This is a genomic window from Devosia sp. MC1541 (assembly GCF_012847305.1).
Classification (GTDB): domain Bacteria; phylum Pseudomonadota; class Alphaproteobacteria; order Rhizobiales; family Devosiaceae; genus Devosia.
The window spans coordinates 66,864-90,756 of sequence record NZ_JABBDZ010000004.1; the positions used below are offsets into that span (position 1 = coordinate 66,864).

Annotated in this window: 19 protein-coding genes; 4 read left to right on the plus strand and 15 right to left on the minus strand. The window is 55.6% G+C overall.

The genetic code is table 11. The features are described 5' to 3' along the window. Nucleotides 1–23: 23 nt before the first annotated feature. From fusA to rpsL, 3 genes are read right to left on the minus strand one after another with little or no spacing between them, the layout of a single operon-like run. Nucleotides 24–2,114, minus strand: coding sequence for an elongation factor G (fusA, locus tag HKD40_RS06385; RefSeq protein ID WP_169194905.1), 2,091 nt, complete (start codon nt 2,112–2,114; stop codon nt 24–26). 12 nt (nt 2,115–2,126) lie between these two features. Next, the gene (gene rpsG / locus HKD40_RS06390; protein WP_169194906.1) at nt 2,127–2,597 is read right to left on the minus strand and encodes a 30S ribosomal protein S7; all 471 of its coding nucleotides are present in this window, start codon (nt 2,595–2,597) and stop codon (nt 2,127–2,129) included. A 14-nt stretch (nt 2,598–2,611) separates the two neighbouring features. Further along, a complete protein-coding gene (gene rpsL, locus HKD40_RS06395) occupies nt 2,612–2,983 on the minus strand; it encodes a 30S ribosomal protein S12 (protein ID WP_035080811.1) in 372 nt (123 codons plus the stop codon). 555 nt (nt 2,984–3,538) lie between these two features. Here rpsL and HKD40_RS06400 point away from each other — a divergent pair. Further along, the gene (locus tag HKD40_RS06400) at nt 3,539–4,648 is read left to right on the plus strand and encodes an NAD(P)-binding domain-containing protein (RefSeq protein ID WP_169194907.1); all 1,110 of its coding nucleotides are present in this window, start codon (nt 3,539–3,541) and stop codon (nt 4,646–4,648) included. Between the two features lie 66 nt (nt 4,649–4,714). On the opposite strand, the gene rpoC is transcribed toward HKD40_RS06400, so the two are convergent. The 8 genes from rpoC to secE form a co-directional block, all read right to left on the minus strand. Further along, nucleotides 4,715–8,896 (minus strand): DNA-directed RNA polymerase subunit beta', encoded by a 4,182-nt coding sequence (gene rpoC / locus HKD40_RS06405; RefSeq protein WP_169194908.1) that lies wholly within the window; start codon nt 8,894–8,896, stop codon nt 4,715–4,717. Between the two features lie 76 nt (nt 8,897–8,972). Then, complete coding sequence (rpoB, locus tag HKD40_RS06410) at nt 8,973–13,112, minus strand: DNA-directed RNA polymerase subunit beta (RefSeq protein WP_169194909.1); 4,140 nt, start codon at nt 13,110–13,112, stop codon at nt 8,973–8,975. 410 nt (nt 13,113–13,522) lie between these two features. Then, nucleotides 13,523–13,894, minus strand: coding sequence for a 50S ribosomal protein L7/L12 (gene rplL / locus HKD40_RS06415; RefSeq protein WP_169194910.1), 372 nt, complete (start codon nt 13,892–13,894; stop codon nt 13,523–13,525). 58 nt (nt 13,895–13,952) lie between these two features. Beyond that, nucleotides 13,953–14,474, minus strand: a complete 522-nt coding sequence (rplJ, locus tag HKD40_RS06420) for a 50S ribosomal protein L10 (RefSeq protein WP_169194911.1) — start codon at nt 14,472–14,474, stop codon at nt 13,953–13,955. Between the two features lie 292 nt (nt 14,475–14,766). Continuing rightward, nucleotides 14,767–15,462 carry a 50S ribosomal protein L1 gene (gene rplA, locus HKD40_RS06425; protein WP_169194912.1) on the minus strand — a complete coding sequence of 232 codons (696 nt, stop codon included), beginning with the start codon at nt 15,460–15,462 and terminating at the stop codon, nt 14,767–14,769. A 5-nt stretch (nt 15,463–15,467) separates the two neighbouring features. Continuing rightward, complete coding sequence (rplK, locus tag HKD40_RS06430; protein WP_169194913.1) at nt 15,468–15,896, minus strand: 50S ribosomal protein L11; 429 nt, start codon at nt 15,894–15,896, stop codon at nt 15,468–15,470. Between the two features lie 98 nt (nt 15,897–15,994). After that, a complete protein-coding gene (nusG, locus tag HKD40_RS06435; RefSeq protein ID WP_169194914.1) occupies nt 15,995–16,525 on the minus strand; it encodes a transcription termination/antitermination protein NusG in 531 nt (176 codons plus the stop codon). A gap of 39 nt (nt 16,526–16,564) precedes the next feature. After that, the gene (gene secE / locus HKD40_RS06440; RefSeq protein ID WP_169194915.1) at nt 16,565–16,759 is read right to left on the minus strand and encodes a preprotein translocase subunit SecE; all 195 of its coding nucleotides are present in this window, start codon (nt 16,757–16,759) and stop codon (nt 16,565–16,567) included. A 266-nt stretch (nt 16,760–17,025) separates the two neighbouring features. Between secE and HKD40_RS06445 the strand changes: the two genes are divergently transcribed. After that, entirely contained in the window at nt 17,026–17,292 is a 267-nt protein-coding gene (locus tag HKD40_RS06445) for a hypothetical protein (RefSeq protein WP_169194916.1), read from the plus strand. A gap of 3 nt (nt 17,293–17,295) precedes the next feature. Here HKD40_RS06445 and HKD40_RS06450 read toward each other — a convergent pair whose 3' ends face one another. Then, nucleotides 17,296–18,114, minus strand: coding sequence for a glycosyltransferase family 25 protein (locus HKD40_RS06450; protein WP_169194917.1), 819 nt, complete (start codon nt 18,112–18,114; stop codon nt 17,296–17,298). 540 nt (nt 18,115–18,654) lie between these two features. Between HKD40_RS06450 and HKD40_RS06455 the strand changes: the two genes are divergently transcribed. Continuing rightward, the gene (locus tag HKD40_RS06455) at nt 18,655–19,419 is read left to right on the plus strand and encodes an SOS response-associated peptidase family protein (protein ID WP_169194918.1); all 765 of its coding nucleotides are present in this window, start codon (nt 18,655–18,657) and stop codon (nt 19,417–19,419) included. 712 nt (nt 19,420–20,131) lie between these two features. On the opposite strand, the gene HKD40_RS06460 is transcribed toward HKD40_RS06455, so the two are convergent. From HKD40_RS06460 to HKD40_RS06470, 3 genes are all read right to left on the minus strand, one after another. Then, nucleotides 20,132–20,365, minus strand: a complete 234-nt coding sequence (locus tag HKD40_RS06460; protein ID WP_169194919.1) for a hypothetical protein — start codon at nt 20,363–20,365, stop codon at nt 20,132–20,134. Nucleotides 20,366–20,484: 119 nt separating this feature from the next. Next, on the minus strand, nt 20,485–20,856 hold the full coding sequence (locus HKD40_RS06465; RefSeq protein WP_169194920.1) for a hypothetical protein: 372 nt from the start codon (nt 20,854–20,856) through the stop codon (nt 20,485–20,487). A gap of 12 nt (nt 20,857–20,868) precedes the next feature. Next, nucleotides 20,869–21,489: a phage tail tip lysozyme gene (locus tag HKD40_RS06470; RefSeq protein WP_169194921.1), complete on the minus strand. Its 621-nt coding sequence runs from the start codon at nt 21,487–21,489 to the stop codon at nt 20,869–20,871. Between the two features lie 1,106 nt (nt 21,490–22,595). On the opposite strand from HKD40_RS06470, the gene HKD40_RS06480 reads away from it, so the two are divergent. Further along, nucleotides 22,596–23,849 (plus strand): hypothetical protein, encoded by a 1,254-nt coding sequence (locus HKD40_RS06480; protein ID WP_169194923.1) that lies wholly within the window; start codon nt 22,596–22,598, stop codon nt 23,847–23,849. Nucleotides 23,850–23,893: the final 44 nt, after the last annotated feature.

A 23,893-nucleotide genomic window follows, 5' to 3' on the forward strand; every position in this document is an offset into this window, starting at 1 on the left:
AGATTAGTTAGCTTGCGCTGGTTTTAGGCGTACTTGGCCTGGACTTCGTCGGCAACCGCCTGCGGAACCTGTTCGTAGTGATCGAACACCATGCTGTACTGTGCACGACCCTGGCTCATAGAGCGCAGCGAGTTCACATAGCCGAACATATTCGCGAGCGGAACAAACGCGTTCACGACCTGGACGACACCACGGCTTTCAGTGCCCTGGATCTGACCACGACGAGAATTCAAGTCGCCGATTACGTCACCCATGTAGTCGTCTGGCGTGACAACTTCAACCTTCATGATTGGTTCGAGAATCTTCGGACCAGCTTCACGAAGCGCTTCACGCAGACCTGCACGGCCGGCGATTTCGAAGGCGAGAACAGACGAGTCAACGTCGTGGTATGCGCCGTCGGTCAGAGTGACCTTAACGTCAACCACTGGGAAGCCGATCAGCGGACCTGCGCCCATGACCGATTCCATGCCCTTCTGAACGCCTGGGATGTATTCGCGAGGAATAGCACCACCGACGATCGAGTTCACGAACTCGAAGCCCTTGCCAACTTCACCGGGTTCAACAGTGAACTTGATACGAGCGAACTGACCCGAACCACCAGACTGCTTCTTGTGGCTGTAGTCCTTGTCCGACTTGCGCGTGATCGTTTCACGATACGCAACCTGCGGCTGACCGATGTTCGCTTCGACCTTGAATTCACGCTTCATACGATCGACGAGAATATCAAGGTGAAGTTCACCCATACCCGAAATGATCGTCTGGCCCGATTCTTCGTCGGTCTTAACGCGGAACGATGGATCTTCAGCTGCCAGGCGGTTCAGGGCGAGGCCCATCTTTTCCTGGTCGGCCTTGGACTTTGGCTCGACGGAGATGTCGATAACCGGATCCGGGAAGATCATACGTTCAAGGATAACCTGTGCGTTCGCTGGGGTCAGGGTATCACCAGTGGTGGTGTCCTTGAGACCAACGATAGCAACGATATCGCCTGCGTAAGCTTCAGTGATCTGCTCGCGGCTGTTTGCGTGCATCTGGAACATGCGGCCAACGCGTTCGCGCTTGCCCTTCACGGTGTTTTCCAGCTGAATGCCAGCTTCGAGGTGACCCGAGTAGATGCGGCAGAAAGTCAGCGAACCCATGTGTGGGTCGTTGGCGATCTTGAACGCCAGCATGGAGAGCGGCTCGTTGTCGTCAGCGTGACGTTCGATTGGCTCTTCAGTCTTCGCGTCGATACCCTGGATAGCAGGAACGTCGGTCGGAGCTGGCAGGAAGTCGATAACGCCATCGAGGAGCGGCTGAACGCCCTTGTTCTTGAAGGCAGAGCCAGCAAAAACGAGGAAGAACTTCGCATCAATAACGCCACGGCGAAGCAGACGACGGATGGTATCGTTGTCCGGTGTTTCACCGTTCAGATACGCTTCCATTGCTGCATCGTCCATTTCGACGGCAGCTTCGATCAGCTTTTCGCGGTATTCGACAGCCTTGTCCTTCAGATCCGCTGGGATCTCAAGAACGTCCCAGGCAGCGCCGAGTTCTTCGTTCTGCCAGACGAGTGCCTTCATCTCGATGAGATCGACAACGCCCTTGAACTCGGTTTCAGCGCCGATTGGCAGCTGAGCCGCGACGCCCTTGGCACCGAGACGCGAACCGATCATTTCGAGGCAGCGGTAGAAGTCTGCGCCGATCTTGTCCATCTTATTGACGAAGATGAGACGTGGAACGTTGTACTTGTCAGCCTGGCGCCAAACGGTTTCAGTCTGAGGTTCAACACCAGCGTTCGCATCGAGCAGAGCCACAGCACCGTCGAGCACGCGCAGCGAACGTTCTACTTCAATGGTGAAGTCAACGTGGCCGGGGGTGTCGATGATGTTGAAGCGGTGCTGCACGCCATCACGCGAGGTCCACGAAGTCGTGGTCGCTGCGGAAGTGATGGTGATGCCGCGTTCCTGCTCCTGCTCCATCCAGTCCATGGTCGAAGCGCCATCGTGGGTTTCACCCATCTTATGGTTCTTGCCAGTGTAATACAGGATGCGTTCAGTCGTAGTGGTCTTGCCAGCATCGATGTGAGCCATGATGCCGAAGTTACGGTACAGATTGATCGGAGTGGTACGTGCCATAATCGGTTCCTACTACCAGCGGTAGTGCGAGAATGCACGGTTGGCGTCAGCCATACGGTGCGTGTCTTCGCGCTTCTTAACGGCCTGACCACGGCCGTTCATAGCATCCATGAGTTCGCCGGAAAGACGCTCACGCATGGTGTTTTCGCCGCGCTTACGAGCGGACTCGATGAGCCAACGAATGGCCAGAGCCTGCTGACGGTCAGCACGAACTTCGACAGGAACCTGGTACGTAGCACCGCCAACGCGACGCGAACGAACTTCAACAGCCGGACGGATGTTGTCCAGAGCGCCGTGGAACACGGTGACTGGATCCTGCTTGGTCTTGGTTTCTACGATGTCAAAAGCACCGTAGACGATGGATTCGGCGGCGGACTTCTTGCCGTCGAGCATCAGGTAATTCATGAACTTGGAGACGACGAGATCACCGAACTTTGGGTCCGGAATAACGTCACGCTTCTCTGCACGGTGGCGACGGGACATGACTCAAATACTCCTTACTTCGGACGCTTCGCGCCGTACTTCGAACGGCGTTGCTTACGATCCTTGACACTCTGCGTATCAAGAACACCGCGAAGCACGTGGTAACGAACACCTGGCAAGTCGCGTACGCGGCCGCCACGGATCAGAACAACAGAGTGCTCCTGCAGGTTGTGACCTTCGCCCGGAATGTAGGAGATCACTTCGCGCTGGTTGGTGAGACGTACCTTGGCAACCTTACGCAGTGCCGAGTTCGGCTTCTTTGGGGTCGTCGTGTACACACGGGAGCAAACGCCACGCTTCTGCGGGTTCGCTTCCATGGCGGGAACTTTGTTCCGCTTTGGCTTGCTGGCGCGTGGCTTGCGGATCAGCTGATTAATGGTGGGCATTGCGCTCTTTCCATTGGTCCAAATTTATAAACGGTCAACACAAGCAAACCAAAGCGACGCCCACCTCACCCCATTAAGGATGCGGCAGCGCCTCAGTTGCAGAGGACCACCCGCCCTATTACAGGCAGCAGTCATGCGCACAAGGATTTACTTCGTCTAATACCCGACAGTGTGTTTGATTGCCCTGGATTCCCGCGCTAGGTGGCAGGGACCCGGTGTGACAATCACGACCGACCGCTAAGGTAGGGGCTGTTTAGAGCCGATGACTCGCTCCGTCAAGGATTCTTTCTTGAACAACTCGAAGGGAAGCTATGCGTTTCCGGGGGTTCAGCGGGTCAAGAGGCTTTTCAGGAACCGGACGGATTAAGTAAAAACCGTTCGGCAACAAACACGAAATTGCATTAACGATTTTTTCGCTAGGGTTAACAACTCCACAATTCCCGCGCACTTCCCATCTGTTCACACCTGGTTGAGGCGTTACCTCGAGGTGAAAGTTGACACGCAAAATGGATCAACCCACTCGCGTTCTCAAATCATTTGCGCTCAAATGTCGCTATGATCGCTCCCCTGCCCCGCAGCCCGAATACGGCCCTAAAAACAAACATTGTCATCATCGGCGCTGGGCAGGCTGGACTCAGTGCTGCTTATCATCTCACCCGCATGGGCTATGTGGCGCGTCGCGACTTCTATGTTTTAGACGCCAACCCCAACCCTGGCGGCGCTTGGCAACACCGTTGGCCCTCACTCACCCTCTCGACGGTCAATCGGGTTCACGACTTGCCGGGCATGCAGTTCGGCGCTTTCGCCAGTGGCCCAACGGTTCAAGCGGCACAAGCCGTACCCGCATATTACACGGCTTACGAAGCCCGTTTTGATCTTGAGGTTGTGCGTCCCAGACGAGTGCAAGTGGTCTGCGACCGCGGCGAGCGCTTTCGTGTCGAAACCGACAAAGGCCTACTCTCCGCCCGGGGCATCATCAACGCCACCGGCACCTGGGAAAAGCCCTATATCCCGCCCTACCCCGGTGCTGACACCTTTTTAGGCACCCAACTCCACACCAAGGACTATAAAACCGCTGAGCGCTTTATCGGCCAGCATGTTCTTATCGTCGGCGGCGGCATTTCAGCGATCCAGTTGCTCGACGAGATATCGCAAGTCACCCAAACCACATGGGTTACCCGCACACCGCCTCGCTTCCGTACAGGACCGTTTGATGAAGCCGCAGGCCGCGCTGCGGTCGCCATGGTCGAGGATCGCGTGCGTCAGGGTCTTCCTCCCAAGGCCGTCGTATCGGTGACTGGCTTACCCGTCACCCCCGCCGTCGAAGCCATGCAGCGGCGCGGCGTACTCAACCGCCTTCCCATGTTCTCTGAGATTACCCCCACCGGCGTCCGCTGGGCGGACGGGCAAGAGCGCGCTGTCGATACCATCCTATGGTGCACCGGTTTCCAGTCAGCGCTTGATCATCTCGCGCCCCTGAACCTGCGCGAACAATCCGGCGGCATTGTCATGACCGGCCGTCTCGCCACCCAAGTGGCCAAAGATCCCCGTATTCATTTGGTTGGCTATGGCCCTTCGGCGTCAACCGTAGGGGCCAACCGCGCCGGCGCCGCAGCCACGCGCGAGCTTATCGACTACCTCGGCTTGCAGCCTCCCACCCCCTGAGTTCAAACGGCAGAGACAAAAAAAAGGGGCCCCGAAGGGCCCCTTTCCTATTCAATGTCTTGTCGCTTAGCGGCGCGGAGCAGCAATTGCTGCTGTCTCTGCCTGACGACGGCGCTCTTCCAGGATCAGCTCGTCGCGCTTCTGCGCAATAAGCTTCGCCTTGGTCTGGCCTGCGCCGGTACCGGCTGGGATCAGACGGCCAACGATCACGTTTTCCTTCAGGCCTTCGAGAAGGTCGGCCTTGCCGGAAACGGCAGCTTCGGTCAGCACGCGGGTCGTTTCCTGGAAGGAAGCGGCCGAGATGAACGAACGGGTCTGCAGCGATGCCTTGGTGATACCGAGCAGAACTGGGTTAGCAGTCGCTGGCTTCTTGCCATCGGCAACGAGCGCGTCGTTGAGTTCATCAAAGTCGAGCTTGTCGAGCTGTTCATCCTTCAGGAGACCGGAGTCGCCTGGGGTGACGATTTCGACCTTCTGCAGCATCTGACGAACAATCACTTCGATGTGCTTGTCGTTAATCAGAACGCCCTGCAGACGATACACTTCCTGAATTTCGTTCACGAGGTAACGAGCCAGTTCTTCAACACCCTTGATCGCAAGGATGTCGTGTGGAGCTGGGTTGCCGTCCAGGATGTATTCGCCCTTTTCGATGGTGTCGCCTTCCTGGAGGTGGAATGGCTTGCCCTTCGGGATCAGGTACTCAACGGCTTCTGCACCGTCTTCGTTTGGCTCGATGATGATGCGACGCTTGTTCTTGTAGTCGCGGCCAAAGCGGATCGTACCATCGATTTCGGCGATGATAGCGTGGTCCTTTGGACGACGAGCTTCAAAGAGTTCAGCAACGCGTGGCAGACCGCCGGTGATGTCCTTGGTCTTCGCGCTTTCGAGCGGGATACGAGCAAGAATGTCACCTGGCGAGACCTTTTCACCTGGCTCAACGTTGATAACAGCATCAACGGAAAGCAGGTAACGAGCGTCACCACCACGTTCAACCTTAGCGACCGAACCGCCACGGTTAATCACGAGTGCAGGCTTGAGGCCTTCACCACGCTGATTGCCGCGCCAGTCGATAACAACGCGTTTGGTGAAGCCTGTTGCTTCGTCGGTGTTTTCCGCAACGGAAACGCCGTCGTTCAGGTCTTCAAACTGCGCTTCGCCTTCAACTTCAGCCAGGATCGGACGGGTGTACGGATCCCATTCAGCCAGACGCTGGCCGCGACGAACATTGTCGCCAGCCTTAACCAGAAGCTTGGAGCCGTAAGCAACCTTATGGACTGCGCGTTCCTTGCCTTCGCCATCAACGATAACGAGAGCAACGTTACGAGCCATAACCACCTGCTTGCCGTCTGCGACGTTAGCAAGGTTGGAGTTACGAACTTCGATCTTACCTTCAGCGCCGGACTCGAGGAACGAGCTGTCAACAACCTGTGCCGTACCACCAATGTGGAACGTACGCATGGTCAGCTGAGTGCCTGGTTCACCGATCGACTGTGCAGCGATAACGCCGACAGCTTCACCCATGTTGACCGGAGTGCCGCGTGCAAGGTCACGACCATAGCAGGCCGCGCAGCAACCCTGACGCATTTCGCAAGTCAGTGGCGAACGGATACGGATCGACTGAATACGCGCGTCTTCGATGATCTCGATGTGCTTTTCGTCGAGCAGAATGCCCTTCGGAGCAATGAGGTCACCGGTGAGCGGGTGGAACACGTCATCCGCAGTCGTACGACCAAGGATACGCTGACCGATCGAAGCAACGACCTGACCGGCGTCCACGATGGGCTCCATGGTCAGACCCTTTTCGGTGCCGCAGTCGTCGACCACAATGATCGCATCCTGAGCAACGTCCACGAGACGACGGGTCAAGTAACCCGAGTTCGCGGTCTTCAACGCGGTATCAGCAAGACCCTTACGAGCACCGTGCGAGGAGTTGAAGTACTCAAGAACGTTGAGGCCTTCCTTGAAGTTCGCGGTGATCGGCGTCTCAATGATCGAGCCGTCTGGACGAGCCATAAGGCCGCGCATACCAGCAAGCTGCTTCATCTGTGCTGGTGAACCACGAGCACCCGAGTGGCTCATCATGTAAACCGAGTTGATCGGCTTCTGACGACCGGTTTCCTTGTCGACCTGAACGGCAGCAATGCCCTTCATCATCTCTTCGGCAACCTTGTCACCGCACTTTGCCCAGGCGTCGACAACCTTGTTGTACTTTTCGCCCTGGGTGATGAGACCGTCGTTGTACTGCTGCTCGAATTCTTCGACCAGCTTACGGGTTTCATCAACCATGGTGTACTTCGCGGCCGGGATAACCATGTCATCCTTACCGAACGAAATACCGGCGTCACATGCGTTCTTGAAACCAAGCTGCATGACGCGGTCACAGAAAATGACGGTCTCCTTCTGACCGCAACCGCGATACACGGTGTCGATCATCTTCGAGATCATCTTCTTCGTCATCAACTGGTTTGCAGTCGAGTACGGAACGGTTGGGTGCTTCGGCAGGATCTGACCGATGAGCATACGGCCCGGGGTCGTGTCCACGATCTCGGTGATTTCCTTGCCATTCTCGTCCCAAGCCGGCACGCGGGCCTTGATCTTGGTGTGGAGCGTGACAACGTCATTGTCGAGCGCGTGTTCGAGTTCAGCATAAGAGCCGAACGCCATGCCCTCACCTGGCTCACCGTCGTTAGCGAGCGAGAGGTAGTAGAGGCCCAGAACAATGTCCTGCGACGGCACGATGATCGGCTGACCATTCGCTGGGTGCAGAATGTTGTTGGTCGACATCATCAGAACGCGTGCTTCCAGCTGCGCTTCAAGCGACAGCGGAACGTGCACAGCCATCTGGTCACCGTCAAAGTCAGCGTTAAACGCCGAGCAAACGAGTGGGTGCAGACGGATTGCCTTGCCTTCGATCAGGATCGGCTCGAATGCCTGAATGCCCAGACGGTGAAGGGTCGGAGCGCGGTTCAGCAGAACCGGGTGCTCGCGGATCACTTCTTCCAGGATATCCCAGACTTCTGGCTTTTCCTTCTCAACAAGCTTCTTGGCCTGCTTGACGGTCGAGCTAAAGCCCTTGGCTTCAAGGCGCGAGTAGATGAACGGCTTGAACAGTTCCAGAGCCATCTTCTTTGGAAGACCGCACTGGTGCAGCTTGAGGTATGGACCAACGGTAATAACCGAACGACCCGAATAGTCGACGCGCTTACCGAGCAAGTTCTGACGGAAGCGGCCCTGCTTGCCCTTGAGCATGTCAGAGAGCGACTTGAGCGGACGCTTGTTCGCACCGGTGATGGTACGACCGCGACGGCCGTTATCGAACAGCGCGTCAACAGCTTCCTGAAGCATACGCTTTTCGTTACGGATAATGATGTCCGGCGCACGCAGCTCGATCAGGCGCTTGAGGCGGTTGTTACGGTTGATCACGCGACGATACAGATCGTTCAGATCCGAAGTCGCGAAACGACCACCATCCAATGGCACAAGCGGACGCAGTTCCGGTGGGATCACCGGAATAACGGTCATGATCATCCATTCTGGCTTGTTGCCAGAAACGATGAACTGCTCAACGATCTTAAGACGCTTTGCGAGCTTCTTTGGCTTCAGTTCGGTGGTGGATTCCGCGATTTCTACACGCAGATCACCAGCGATCTTTTCCAGATCGAGCGCCAGCAGAATGTCACGGATAGCTTCCGCGCCGATCTTGGCGGTGAAGCTGTCAGCACCGTACTCGTCCTGTGCGTCGAGGTACTGTTCTTCTGTAAGAAGTTCGTTCAGCGTGAACGGGGTCAGACCCGGATCGAGAACGACATAGTTTTCGAAGTACAGAATACGTTCGATGTCTTTCAGAGTCATATCGAGCAGAAGCGCGATACGGCTTGGAAGCGACTTCAGGAACCAGATGTGCGCAACTGGAGCTGCCAGCTCGATGTGGCCCATGCGCTCGCGACGAACGCGGCTCAGGGTAACTTCAACACCGCACTTCTCGCAGATGACGCCCTTGAACTTCATACGCTTGTACTTGCCGCACAAGCATTCGTAGTCCTTTACGGGGCCAAAGATACGCGCACAGAACAGACCATCGCGTTCAGGCTTGAACGTACGATAGTTGATGGTTTCTGGCTTTTTGATTTCGCCGTACGACCAGGACAGGATTTTTTCCGGCGACGCGATCGAGATTTTCATCTGATCAAATGTCTGCACGGGGAGCCCTGGGTTGAACGGGTCCATAACGTGGGAATGATGGTTCATCAGTTCTCTCCTCTATCCGCCCAGGCAGCGTTTTAACGCGCCTGAACGGAAGGTGATTAGGATTGGAAGTGCCGGATTATTCCGCCGCTTCCTGAGGAGGCGCGAGCTCCGCTTCTGCCTGGTTTTCCAGGTCCTTGTCCCGCATGTCGAGTTCGACATTGAGACCGAGGGACCGGATTTCCTTAACCAGAACGTTGAAGCTTTCCGGAATGCCCGCTTCGAAGGTATCGTCACCACGGACAATGGCTTCGTAGACCTTGGTACGACCGGCCACGTCGTCCGACTTGATGGTGAGCATTTCCTGCAGCGTGTAGGCGGCGCCATACGCTTCAAGAGCCCAAACTTCCATCTCACCGAAGCGCTGACCACCGAACTGTGCCTTACCACCAAGCGGCTGCTGGGTGACGAGGGAGTACGGCCCAATCGAGCGCGCGTGGATCTTGTTGTCGACCAAGTGGTCGAGCTTCAGCATGTAGATGTAGCCAACAGTAACCTGACGGTCGAACTGTTCACCGGTACGGCCGTCAAAGACGGTCGACTGGCCAGAGGCCTTCAGACCTGCACGCTCCAGCATCTCAACGATGTTGTGTTCCTTCGCGCCGTCAAACACTGGCGTTGCGATGGAAACACCCTTCGAGAGGTGCTCGCCGAGACGAACCAGACCGTCGTCATCGAGATCGCGAAGCTGTTCGTCGTTCGAGAACAGTTCCTTGATTTCGCTGCGCAGTGGCTGGAGATCGCCCTTGGAGTGATATTCGCGAACCATCTTGTCGATGCGCTTCCCAAGACCGGCACAAGCCCAACCAAGGTGCGTTTCGAGAATCTGACCCACGTTCATACGCGACGGAACACCGAGTGGGTTCAGCACGATATCAACCGAGGTACCATCTTCAAGGTATGGCATGTCTTCGACTGGAACGATGCGCGAAACCACGCCCTTGTTCCCGTGACGACCGGCCATCTTGTCGCCTGGCTGGATCTTACGCTTGGTCGCGATAAAGACCTTGACCATCTTCATCACGCCAGGAGGCAGTTCGTCGCCACGCTGGAGTTTGTCGACCTTGTCGATGAAGCGCTGTTCGAGCAGACGGCGGCTTTCTTCATACTGAGCATGAAGCGCTTCCATCTCGGTCATGACCTTGTCGTCATCAACCGCGAACTGCCACCACTTCGCGCGCGGCTGCGCTTCGAAGATGGAGTCGTTCAGGCGCGTACCAACTACATAGCCCTTTGGACCAGCAGTTGCGGCCTTACCGAACAGCATTTCCTTGAGACGCGCGTAGACGTTACGGTCGAGGATCGACTGTTCGTCGTCACGGTCCTTAGCCAGACGTTCGATTTCTTCGCGCTCGATAGCCATCGCGCGCTCGTCCTTGTCGATACCATGACGGTTAAAGACGCGAACTTCCACGACAGTACCGGCGTCGCCTGGTGGCACGCGCAGCGATGTATCACGAACGTCAGAAGCCTTTTCACCGAAGATAGCGCGCAGGAGCTTTTCTTCTGGCGTCATTGGCGATTCACCCTTCGGGGTGATCTTGCCAACCAGAATGTCGCCCGGCTGAACTTCAGCACCGATGTGAACGATACCCGCTTCGTCGAGGCTCTTCAGCGCTTCTTCCGAAACGTTCGGAATGTCGCGCGTGATTTCTTCTGGGCCAAGCTTGGTGTCGCGAGCCATAACTTCATATTCTTCGATGTGGATCGAAGTGAAGACGTCCTGCATCGCAATCTTTTCAGACAGAAGGATGGAGTCTTCGTAGTTATAGCCGTTCCACGGCATGAACGCGACGAGCACGTTACGGCCGAGAGCCAGATCACCGAGTTCGGTCGAAGGACCGTCTGCAATGATGTCGCCAGAGTTAATGTGGTCGCCAACAACAACCAGCGGACGCTGATTGATACAGGTCGACTGGTTCGAACGCTGGAACTTCATCAGATTGTAGATGTCGACGCCCGAACGCGACGCATCGGTTTCTTCCGTTGCACGGATAACGATACGGGTCGCGTCAACCTGGTCGACGATACCGGTACGCTTGGCAACGATAGCAGCGCCCGAGTCACGAGCAACGATTGGCTCCATGCCGGTGCCGACAAACGGTGCTTCTGCGCGCAGCAGAGGCACAGCCTGACGCTGCATGTTCGAGCCCATCAGAGCGCGGTTAGCGTCGTCGTTTTCAAGGAACGGAATAAGCGATGCCGCAACCGAAACCATCTGCTTCGGGGAAACGTCCATAAGGTCGACGTTTTCCTTCGGTGTCAGGCCGTTGTCACCGGCGTGGCGAGCCACAACCAGATCATGCATCAGCGTGCCGTCTGGATTGAACTCAGCATTCGCCTGCGCGACGTAGTGCTTAGCCTCTTCCATAGCGGAGAGGTAGACAACGTCTTCGGTCAGCTTGCCGTCAACGATCTTGCGGTAAGGGGTTTCGATGAAACCGTACTTGTTGACGCGCGCGAAGGTCGAGAGCGAGTTGATCAGACCGATGTTCGGGCCTTCTGGCGTTTCAATCGGGCAGATACGGCCGTAGTGGGTCGGGTGAACGTCACGGACTTCAAAGCCTGCGCGTTCACGGGTCAGACCACCAGGTCCAAGTGCCGAAAGACGACGCTTGTGGGTGATTTCCGAAAGCGGGTTGGTCTGGTCCATGAACTGCGACAGCTGCGAGGAGCCGAAGAATTCACGAACTGCAGCAGCAGCCGGCTTAGCGTTGATCAGATCCTGCGGCATCACGGTGTCGATTTCGACAGAGCTCATACGCTCCTTGATCGCGCGTTCCATACGCAGCAGACCGAGGCGGTAGGAGTTTTCCATCAATTCGCCAACAGAGCGAACGCGACGGTTGCCGAGGTTGTCGATGTCGTCGATTTCACCGCGACCATCGCGCAGATCAACCAGCGTACGAACAACTTCAACAATGTCTTCCTTGCGCAGGGTGCGCATGGTGTCTGGAGCATCGAGCTCAAGACGCATGTTCATCTTGACGCGACCAACGGCCGAAAGGTCGTAGCGCTCGCTATCGAAGAACAGCGACTGGAACATCGCTTCTGCAGTTTCGACGGTTGGTGGTTCACCCGGACGCATCACGCGGTAGATGTCGAACAGCGCGTCTTCACGCGACTCGTTCTTGTCCACGGCAAGGGTGTTACGGATGTAAGCACCGATGGTGATGTGGTCGATGTCGAGGATCGGCAGATCGTGATAGCCGAGGTCAACCAGCTTAACGAGAAGCTTCTCGTCCAGCTCGTCGCCAGCTTCAGCGTAGATTTCACCGGTCTTAAGGTTGACGATGTCCTCGGCCAGATACATGCCGTAGAGGTCTTCGTCGGTCGCCAGCAAGTGGGTCAGACCGTTTTCAGCCAGCTTCTTAGCCTGACGCGCAGACAGCTTCTTGCCGCCTTCGTGCACGACGTCGCCAGTTGCCGCGTCGATGAGGTCGTGGGTTGGCTTTGCGCCCTTCCACTTTTCCGCATCGTAAGGAACGCGCCAGCCGCTCTCGGTCTTTTCGTACTCAAGCTTGGTGTAATAGGTGTCGAGGATTTCCTCGGCATCCATGCCAAGCGCCTTGAGCAGCGAAGTAACCGGGATCTTACGACGACGGTCGATACGTGCGTAGACGATATCCTTGGCGTCGAATTCGATATCGAGCCAGGAACCGCGGTATGGAATGATACGGCCAGCAAACAGCAGCTTGCCAGACGAGTGGGTCTTGCCCTTGTCGTGATCGAAGAACACGCCCGGCGAACGGTGCATCTGCGAGACGATAACGCGCTCAGTACCGTTGACGATAAAGGTACCGTTGGACGTCATGAACGGCATATCGCCCATGTAAACGTCCTGCTCCTTGATGTCCTTAACGGAACGAGCATTGGTTTCTTCGTCGACTTCAAAAACGATCAGACGCAGCGTGACCTTGAGCGGGGCAGCGAAAGTGATATCGCGCGCACGGCACTCATCAATGTCATACTTTGGCTGCTCGAATTCGTAACGAACGAATTCAAGGCTTGCCGTATTGGCAAAATCGGTGATCGGGAAGACCGAACGAAAGACCGACTGAAGGCCCTCGTCTGGACGACCAGCCTTAGGCTCATCAACGAGAAGAAACTGATCATAAGAAGCCTTTTGGACTTCGATCAGGTTTGGCATCTCCGTGACTTCGCGGATCGAGCCGAAGGACTTGCGTACCTTACGGCGGCCGTTGAACGTGGTAGCCATGAACGCTCCTGTTTATGTTTTGGGGCACCAATCCGGATCGCAAAATTCCGGTAGACGCCCTCGCTTGTCTCGGAGGCAGATATCCAAAGACCCGACTATCAGCCGTCGGCGCTCGGGATATATGCCTTGGTAGTCAAAAATTTTGGGCCGCAGACATCTCAAAATCCACTTTCGACCCGAAAAGTAGATCAATTGCTCGTTACAAACGCCAATCCCCCGCTCGTGGAGAAATCCACGGCGAGGTCTTCAAAGGCTTAAAACGCGCCTGAGACATCCAAATTCGTCATATATTTCCGCAAATTAGCGCTGAAACCAATCCAATCGGCTCAGCGAATCGTCCCTATTAGAAACGACAAAGGCGAGATGGCACATATAGCGCCACCCCGCCAAATACAAGGGGTAAACTCAGATTACTTGAGTTCGACCTTTGCGCCAGCTTCTTCAAGCTTCTTCTTGATGTCTTCAGCTTCAGCCTTCGACACGCCTTCCTTGAGGGCCTTTGGAGCGCCTTCAACGAGTGCCTTAGCTTCGCCGAGACCGAGACCGGTGATCGCGCGAACTTCCTTGATCACGTTGATCTTGTTGTCGCCGAACGATGCCAGGATGACGTCGAATTCGGTCTTTTCTTCAGCAGCAGCAGCTGGAGCGCCGCCAGCGGCAGCAACAGCAACTGGAGCAGCAGCAGAAACGCCCCACTTTTCTTCGAGAAGCTTGGAAAGCTCGGAAGCTTCCAGAACGGTCAAAGCGGAAAGTTCGTCTACGATTTTGGCGAGATCAGCCATTTGAGAATCTCTCTTTATTAGGTGTTAGTTCAAACCAGTCCCATAAGGGACAATGGGGTTACGCTGCTTCGTTGCTCTTTTCCGCATGAGCGGCCAACACGCGCGCGATACCACCAGCCGGCGCCACGATAACCGACGCGATACGGGTTGCTGGCTGCTTGAGCATACCAGCGAGCGTTGCGCGCAGTTCGTTGAGCGAAGGCATAGTCGCCAGCGCCTTGACGTTATTCGCGTCAAGAGCGGTCGGGCCCATCACGCCACCAAGAACGACAAACTTTGCGTTCTTGTCAGCGAACTTCTGCGCCAGCTTTGGCGCAACCATGGGATCTTCCGCATAAGCGATGACGATCGGACCTGTGAACAGGGCCGAAATGTCCGCGTGATCGGTTTCTTTAAGAGCAAGCTTGGCAAGACGGTTCTTCGCGACCTTCACGTAGCCACCTGCAGTCTTCACCTCACGGCGAAGCGACTCCAGATTAGCTACGGTCAGACCGGTGTTCTGCGCGAGTACGATCGACCCAGCGCCCGAAAGGGCTGACTGAAGCGATGCGACAAGCTCACGCTTTTCCGTTCTGTCCACGGCTAGTCTCCACATAAAGCTCAGCAGATAAATGCTGAGCCATTGCCAATTGCTGCCCTCCCCCAAAAGGGAGGAGCAACGGTTAAACGCCTGTCAACCGCGCTGCCCGGCAGGGCAACTGGCCTGGTTCGAACACACCCTGCCCTTTCGGACCGAATATTGTTCTCACCCCATCTATGCTGGCATCTTTCGATATTAAGCGGACCCAAATTGGTCAGCACCGGCAGTCTCGGACAGGACTTAACGTCCCCAGGAGGGACGATACTGGGCGGCGTACCGCCCAGAATTCTTATTACTTGATTGCCGAAGCTGGCTCAACATGGACGCCTGGGCCCATGGTCGAGGAAACTGCAACCTTCTTGACGTAGGTGCCCTTAGCGCCAGCTGGCTTGGACTTCACAACTGCGTCGGTGAAAGCCTTGATGTTCTGGAGAAGTGCTTCTTCCGAGAACGAGACCTTACCAATACCTGCGTGGATGATACCGGCCTTTTCGACGCGGTACTCAACAGCACCGCCCTTGGCAGCGCCGACAGCACCCTTAACGTCCATGGTCACGGTGCCAACCTTAGGGTTTGGCATCAAGTTGCGTGGGCCGAGGATCTTACCAAGACGACCAACGAGTGGCATCATGTCTGGGGTAGCGATACAACGGTCGAAGTCGAGCTTACCGCCCTGGATGATTTCCAGGAGGTCTTCTGCGCCAACGATGTCTGCACCAGCAGCCTTAGCTTCGTCAGCCTTAGCGCCACGTGCGAAAACAGCAACGCGAACAGTCTTACCGGTGCCGTTTGGCAGGGTAACAACGCCACGAACCATCTGGTCAGCGTGACGTGGGTCAACACCGAGGTTCATTGCGATTTCGACGGTTTCGTCAAACTTAGCCGAAGCCTTGGACTTTACCAGAGTGATGGCTTCTTCGAGACCATACAGCTTGGTACGGTCGATACCTTCACGGCCAGCAGCGACCTTCTTAGCGATCTTTGCCATAGTGATTAGCCCTCGACCTGAATGCCCATGGAACGGGCAGAGCCAGCAATCATCGAAACAGCAGCTTCGATGTTGTCAGCGTTAAGATCCTTCATCTTCTTCTCAGCAATTTCACGAAGCTGAGCTTCAGTGATCTTGCCAGCCGATTCCTTGCCTGGAAGCTTGGAGCCAGCCTTGAGGCCAACGGCCTTCTTGATGAAGTAGGTTACCGGCGGCTGCTTCATTTCGAAGGTGAAGCTCTTGTCGGCATAGGCGGTGATCACGACTGGAATCGGGGAACCCTTTTCCATTTCCTGCGTAGCCGCGTTGAAGGCCTTGCAGAATTCCATGATGTTCAGACCGCGCTGGCCGAGTGCCGGGCCAATCGGTGGGGAAGGTGTTGCCGAACCGGCAGCAACCTGCAGCTTTACGTAGCCAACGATTTTCTTTGCCATGTATCGTCCTTTCAAAAGCTCACCGGAGTGAGCGATGACGCCGTGGTCGGAACCTTAGTGAGTGGCTGGCAACCACTCGGCACTCCCACGGGTTTGGATCAGACCTTTTCGACCTGACCGTATTCGAGCTCTACCGGAGTAGGACGCCCAAAAATCGAAACTTCGACCTTGAGGCGCGAACGTTCTTCGTCCACTTCCTCAACGACGCCGCTAAAGCTGGCAAACGGACCATCCGTAACACGGACGTTCTGACCAACTTCGAAAATGATAGAAGACTTCGGATGTTCGACGCCTTCCTGCACCTGCTGCAGGATCGACATCGCTTCCTTTTCCGAAATCGGCGAAGGGCGATTATCAGAACCGAGGAAGCCTGTCACCTTCGGCGTGTTCTTAATCAGATGGAATGCCTCATCGGTCATGTCCATCTTCACCAGAACGTAGCCCGGGAAGAACTTGCGCTCGGTGTCAACCTTGCGACCACGGCGGATCTCAACGACCTTCTCAGTCGGCACGATCACGTCTTCAAACAGGTGCTCGAGCTTCTTCTGCGCAACCTTTTGACGGATATCTTCCGCCACTTTGCGCTCAAAATTCGAGTAAGCCTGAACGATGTACCAGCGCTTGGCCATAAAGCGTCACCGCTCCCAAATAGCTAATGAATGAACCGCTTAACGGATCGACAGCAACATAGAGACGAGCCAGGAGATGACCTGGTCGGCCAGCAGGAAGAACAAGCTAGCCAAGATAACCATGATCAGAACCATGATCGTAGAGATCACAACTTCGTTCCGACCAGGCCACGTGACCTTACTAACTTCCGAGCGAACCTGCTGGAAAAACTGGACTGGGTTCGTGCGGGCCATGGGCATACAACTCGTCAAACTTGGTGCAAAACCAAACGCCGCGCAGGAATCCCCCGCACGGCTAGAGATCGGTTGTCTAGAGCTTTTATCCAGCAAATGCAACAGGGGCATCATCAAGAATTGGCCAACACCATAAGCCAGGCCCTCAACCGCGCGTAAACCATAAGTGCAAAACCCTGCCAAAGCCCCTTGCGGCGGGCGATTGGTTGAAATTGAATTAATTTCTGTTGGTAGTCGGCATTTCGACACTCTGGGGGGAGAGACCGATGTCATTTGACGTAATCAGTTGCCAGTTGCTGCACGCATCACCGCACCGAGTCATTGCCGGGCGAGTCACCGGCAAGGTGCGGGTTCGTATCCGCGAGTCGTTCATGGGCAACGACACCGAATATGGGCTCGACCTGCCCGTTAAAGCCGATTGCGCCAACGCCTCGTCCGAAATCGTCCGCACAGCCCTTTTGGGTCATGCCGCCCGTCAACTGAACAAACTCAAATCCCGCCACCAAAGCAATCAGCGCATGGCGGCGGAATAGTTTTTACCGTCCCTGCCCGTCCGCGCCGGCAAATGGAATCGCCTTCCGGAACAATCCGTTTTTCCGATTAGCGAAATGATCGCGCGCGTTGCGATAACCATCAACCAGGCCATCGCGGAATCGCATCCAGCGGAATTGGATGGGGTGTTTGAATTTAAACGCGTGCCGCTCTTCGACATGGGCAATGTCACTCTTGCCCACCGAACGCATAACCGGATGCTCCTGCCCCAGCTGGCACACCATCCCCGGCAGCGTCTGCAAACGAGACAATGACTTCGCCGGCGCCTCAAACGGATTGTAGAGAACCAAATCCGTCTGCAACACACGAAACGCCGGATGCCCGAGCAGAGCCTTTGCCGCACGCGCATTCACTATATAGCCCGCCGCACCCATAGGGGTGGACCGGAAGGGATGGAGATCAACACCACCAGCCGTGGTTTGCACCTTAGGCAGAAGCCGCAAACGACGCCCCGTCGCCTCAAGGCGCAGGATATCAATGTCGATTCCATCCAACTCGGCGAGCAGGCGCGGCAGCATGCTGGACAGCTCAGCATCATCTTCCAAGATCAGCGCGCGCTCATCGCCATTGGCCAGCATTGCCGCCCAAGCGCGCTCATGGCTCATCGTGCAAGCCAGCTCACGCGGCCGCAGATATTTTGGCTTCTCACTATTACAATAGAGCGCCAGCTGCTCAGCCGTCAGATCATCAGGCGTCGCCGATTCAATGCGCGTCCCAACCAGGCCAAGGCCGACCAGTTGATGCTCCATGAACTCCCGACGATCCGGACGAGAGGCCAAATTGATATAATAGATGGAAACCACGCTAAAACTCCGCTGCCGCCCGTCGATAAGACAGCGATCAAAGCGAGGCAAGCGCAATGGCGCTTCAAATCATTGAACGATGTTGGTGAGATAAAAAGACTGGATCACTCGACAGTCAATTTAGTGCCTGGCAGGGGCTGGGGGACTCGAACCCACGACCCTCGGTTTTGGAGACCGCGCAATTGTCGTTTATTCCCAACGGTTAAGCGCTGCCAAAACTGTCAAACTCGTCACTATGTATCAATGGGATAGCTGTGGTTTTGTCAAACCTTTTGACCGTCAGCCGTTCCCCCTTAGTTCACGGTAATGGAGAAACGAGAGGTGCAGGGCGGAGAGCAGGCCACGTTGCATCTGCGTGGCAAGTGCCTGTAGTCTGCGACATGGCTCGCGTACCGAATACCACAAGCATCGCTGCTGCATTGGGAGAGGCAACTGATAAGGTGCTTCTGTTGAAACCCGTTGATGACGATGCAGCCAGCACAATGCTGAAAGAGTTTGATCGTCAGGTTCAGGAGCTCGACCGACGAAAGAAGCGCGCAGATGTGCAACCTGTATAGCCACACCAGCAACCGATCCGCGATCACAGCGATGGTTAGCGACCTAACCCGCGTCCATTCGAGCGTCGGCAACCTTGAGCCGCAGCCTAGCATCTTCCCTGACTATCTTGCGCCGATCGTTCGGAACACTCCCGATGGCCGAGAACTAGCGATGGCTCGCTGGGGAATGCCGTCGAGCCAGTTTGCGTTGATGCAGAACGCGAAGAAGCGCGCTGAAAAATTAGAAGCCAAAGGGCAGATTGTCGATTTCACAGAGCTGCTGCGTATGGGGCCTGATGCAGGCACGACCAACGTGCGCAATATCTACGATCCCGAGAAAGACAAATGGAACCGGCACTGGGGCCGCTGGATGGGCGTCGAGAACAGGTGCTTGGTTCCGTTCACCAGCTTCTCTGAATATGACAGCCGCGCAGGCGCGGATGGCAAGAAGCTTGGCGACACTTGGTTCGCCCTCGACCAATCGAGGCCGCTGGCATTCTTTGCCGGGATCTGGCTTGAAGGATGGAACGGCGTTCGCAAGGCAAAGACCGGCATTGAGGAAGGCATCGATCTTTTCGCCTTCCTCACCTGCACGCCGAATGACGTTGTTGGTGCCATTCATCCCAAAGCTATGCCGGTGATCCTCACGGACCCAGATGAGATCGAGATGTGGCTTACCGGACCGAAAGAGCTCGCAATCGGACTGCAAAGGCCCCTCCCCGATGGCGCGCTCGAGATTGTAGCCGTAGGCAAGAAGTCGGACCCGTGACCTAAGACGACTTCACCATATCCGGGCCATACATTTCCCATTTCCAAAGCTGGCGCCGACCGGCAGGACGCCTGAGCCGAAGCGTGCCGTAATCAAAGCGTGTGGGAATATGAAACCTGACCGTCATCCGGCCAGATGCTTTGCAAAACCCGCACCGTGACGGCGGCTGATAAACCATCATCTCAGGGTCATAGATCTCCAGCAGGTCAGCTGCCAGTAAGGCAGTTTCCCGCTTGCAGCAACCGCACCTGTAGATGATGACCCTACCCTCGTCGGCAGCGTGATGGAGGCGATACGCTTCTAGCTGTCGCCTGCTTGGCGTCATGCTCATTTTTTGAGGGGCCGCTTAACCGCAAGGGCATTCCGCACCACGACAGGCGCGTAGCCTGTAAGCTTGACAATGTCGTCTGCTTCGAGGCCGGTATCGAACAGCCGTCTGATTTGAACAGCGGGTCCAACTTTGATCGCTAAGCTCATTTTTCGATTCTCCGATTTGCTCGATTTATGAGAACAAAAGCGGAACACGTCAATTCACGGCTTCAAACGTGCGGTTTCAGGAAGGGGTCTGTGGATACCTGGCACTGGCAAGCCGCTAACGTGAAGCTGAAAGTCGCAGCAATCGAAGCGGTAGGCGATCTGAAGCTTTCCGGCGCATCTATACGGCATCCAGTCCCAATTGGCCGGCACGCCGTGGTGAGGGCAAACAACCTGCTCAACGGGCGTCGACAATTCGTTCCACCCTTTCTACGCGCTGTGTGAGCGCCTGTAATTCGCTCCCCTGTCGCACCTGCTCAATGAGCGTGGTCGTAACCGTCTCTAGCGTCTTCTCAACGGATCGCAGCCGGGTATCCATGTTGGACCAGCCCATGATCATCGTAACGACGACGCCCCCTAGGGTGATGACGTGGCCGAGATTTATCGTGCTGTCGAATTTCAACCCAGCCATTTACCGCCCCTTCACCGACTCAGCCCATTGAACCGTCTTAGCCATTCGCCTTGCTCCTAGCTGGCGTTTTGGTCAGGCCCGTTGCAGAAACTACACCCTTCTGCAGCGGGCCGCTTTGCTTAGCGCTTGAACAACCCGCCGATGATGTCGAAGAGGGTTTGCCGCTTCTGCTGCACCGTTCGTGCAGTTTCCTCGACAAGCACCGCAGTGTTGTTCGGAAGCGACGAAATCGGCGTCTGGCGACCGTCTACAGTCACATGAGGCTTAACGGTGCTGATGAAGCTCCAGGCATAGCCCCAGAGCGCAACGCCAATGCCAACGGCAGTGCCGAGGCTGATCTGTTCCCACTTGGTGCCGAGCAGCCCAATGATGGCCCCCTGCACTTCTGGCGGCAGGCCGTTCCACGCCGTTAGGCCAGCGGCGAGCAACCCGCCAAGTTCAAGTATGCGCCGGAAGATCCACTGCGCAACGATACCTGTTAGAGCACCCATGATGACGCCTCCTTAGCGCGGGAAAATGGGAAGGGTGAAAAACAAAAAGGCCCCCACGAGGAGGGCCAGTGCGAGCACTGCAACACTGATAGGCACTTTGGGTTTTATCGGCTCGGGCTCCTTGCCAGTTGCCGTCTGCGTCGGCTTCACAACCGGCTTGCCAGCGATCTGCCATGCGGCGAGAGCAATTCCGGCGTACTTCTTCCGGCTTGGGTAGTGCTTCACTCCTGCCCGCAGGAACGCCTTTTCGAAAGCCTCAACCTTTGCATCGAGGCCCTTAGCAGCAACGGTCTTGGCAATGGCCTGACCTTCTGAACCCTCAATGCCCTTTAGCTCAATCCAGAGATAGGCGTAGTTCGCTTCATCAGACGCTGGGTCTTTGCCAGTGCGCTTGCAATACGCCTCATAGGAACGACGACGCGGGCCCGTCCATTGGGCCCAGCCGTACCCCCCGCGAGAGCCAGCAACAACCGGCTTCAGCTCTTGCAGCTGGGTAAAGCCTCCACATTCATGGCCGAGATTGCCGACGATTGCCGCCGCATCTTCGGGGCCGATTGAAAAATCACCAAGCAACTTAGACATGATGAAAGGCGCTTTCGCACGGAAAGTTGCTTCCGCGTTAGTCTTGGCCATAGAGGCCTCCTGTGATGATGGAAATGAAAAAGGCCCCGCAGAAGCGAGGCCTATGAACTAGTGATATCGGTCGGCATATGCGACACTATCGCCCGAAGCTTTAGCCTCGAAGATTAACTTTCATGCTAGGAGACGGACAAAGTGTCCAATGTTCCGGTGACCGCCGCGGCCGTCCTTTTCACGGGAAGCTTTATTGGAGCTATGCTCGTGGCCATAAATGCGAAAAGCGAGCTACTCCTGATTGGCATCCCGACAGGCATGCTCCTGCTAGGCATGGGCGCCATGGCAATCGCCGCTTCTTTCACGAAGACCACTAGGGACTAACACTTGCAATAGTGCAAGACCTGGGGCCTCTGGTGCCGGAAGCCTCAAGATCTGCTCCGTCCGCCGTCCCATCGAACTTGATCGACTTCAGATCGGGTCCGCCCTGTATGTATTCACCAGTTATCTCAAGCGAGCCATCATCACTGATCGCGCCGACCCACTTTTCGTAGTTCATCTGGCCGGCAACGCCTGTCGAATATGAGAGGCCTGCGACTTCCCGAGTGAAGGCGATATCTCTGCTAAAGCCAGGCGCTCCGGGCAAGTCAGAACACTTAAGTTTTACGACGATAGGTGCGTCATCACCTGTGTTTGGCTCAGCTTCCTCAGTGGATGCCACAGCGTCCTTTACGACTGCACCGGCGGGGATCGTGACTTGCACCCCAATTGGAAGACTATTGCAGTTTCGAATTGTAGCCTTGTTTGCCTCGCACAGCTCGGGCCACCTATCCGCTGCGCCCAACGTTTGCGCCGCAATTTTGCTAAGCGTGTCCCCTCTTTTTACTGTGACAGCCTCAGCGAATGTCGGACTTGCGCAGGCGATAGTGATCCCGAGCGAGATGTAGAGATTTTTATGCCGCATTACGAACCCCCGATGGAATTGAGCATAGCGAGGGATCAGCTTTAAAGTCATTTCGTCAACTCAACAAACTGCGCAGCGCGTAACTTGCCGCCGCAACCATCGCTGCCGAATGGGCAAGATGTCGTCGCAATTAGGGTTGTTCACGCTTCTGGACCGACACGCAATGATGTAAGCAACGGTTTATCTCGTAAGGGCATGACCAATGGCAACAGCAGCACAACGCCTCACCACTACCTCTTCTAAATCGCGGCAATGGTCGGTTCTTGCGCTATCTGCTCTCCTAGTCCTAGCTCCCATTGCATCCGGAGCCCGAGGGCTGGATGCATCTTTGGGAAGGGCACTAATTGCCGCCGTGGACGTGGCACTAGTCGCATACTTCATGTCAACGCTCACTTCGAAGCGGTCGGGCTTCGATGTCCTCATTGCTGCGATGATTGGTTACGCATTTGTGCAGTGGGCGTTCTTCGTGAACTTCCCAGGAATCGAGGGAGCCGTTCAAGGCTTCCGAAAAACATTTGTCCTTCTCGTTGCCATAAGCGTCGGCCGGCATATCAAAGACGAGAACCACTCATTTATCCGCGCCTCAATCGTCTTCAGCTTAATCTATGTCTGCCTCTATGGCATCAAGCAGAGATTTTACTTCGACAGCTTCGACCAGGCCCTTTTGAACGCTCAATCTTCTGACTTTTACAGCAATGTAATTGATAATCAGATCAGGTCCCTAAGCCTTCTGTCGGGAGCATTCCACCTAGGTACAGCCGCATGTGTCCTGGCGATGTATGCGATATTCAAGTCTGGACTTAGCAAAACAAAGCGCTTGCTGCTCTGGGCGGTCGCAGTCGGAGCGTGCTATTCATCCCTAACCAGAACATTCCTTATAATCATATTTGCGGTTCCATTATTGACTTTCCTTATGCAGTCTAAGGCAAGGCTTGTAGTCGGAATATATATTACCGTACTGGGCGTCGCACTATTGGATTTCTTCTCAGGCGGGTTAGTCAGTACCGAATTCTGGGCCCTCGTCTACGACGATCGCTTACGTGGCAGGTCGGTTTCGTATCTGGGTTTCGCTGAATACTGGACTGAATTTCCGGGCGCACTTATAACTGGCTTTGGCCTGGGCAGCGCCGGAAGCGGTTTAGGAGAGGTGTTTGCCCAATCAGGCTCGATCTGGAACGAACCTCACAATGTGTTTTTAAAATATGTTTTCGAATTAGGCATCCCGCTAGGTTGTGTGGCGCTCTGGATCTTCTTCTATTTTACCAAAGCAGCGTGGTTAAATGCTGGTCGGGATAGATGGGTTTACGTTGCAATGATGCTGGTCCTTGCGGTCGCAGGCCTCACAATTACCTCAGTGGAGGTTTGGCCAATCAACATCTACGTAGGGATTCTAATTGGCATGGCTTCTCGGCCGTCAGCTCTGAGCCGCCCGGAAGTTAATCTTATAAAGGCATAGTCTACGCAGGGCCTTTGGACTTGTGTATAACCTGAGCGATGCTT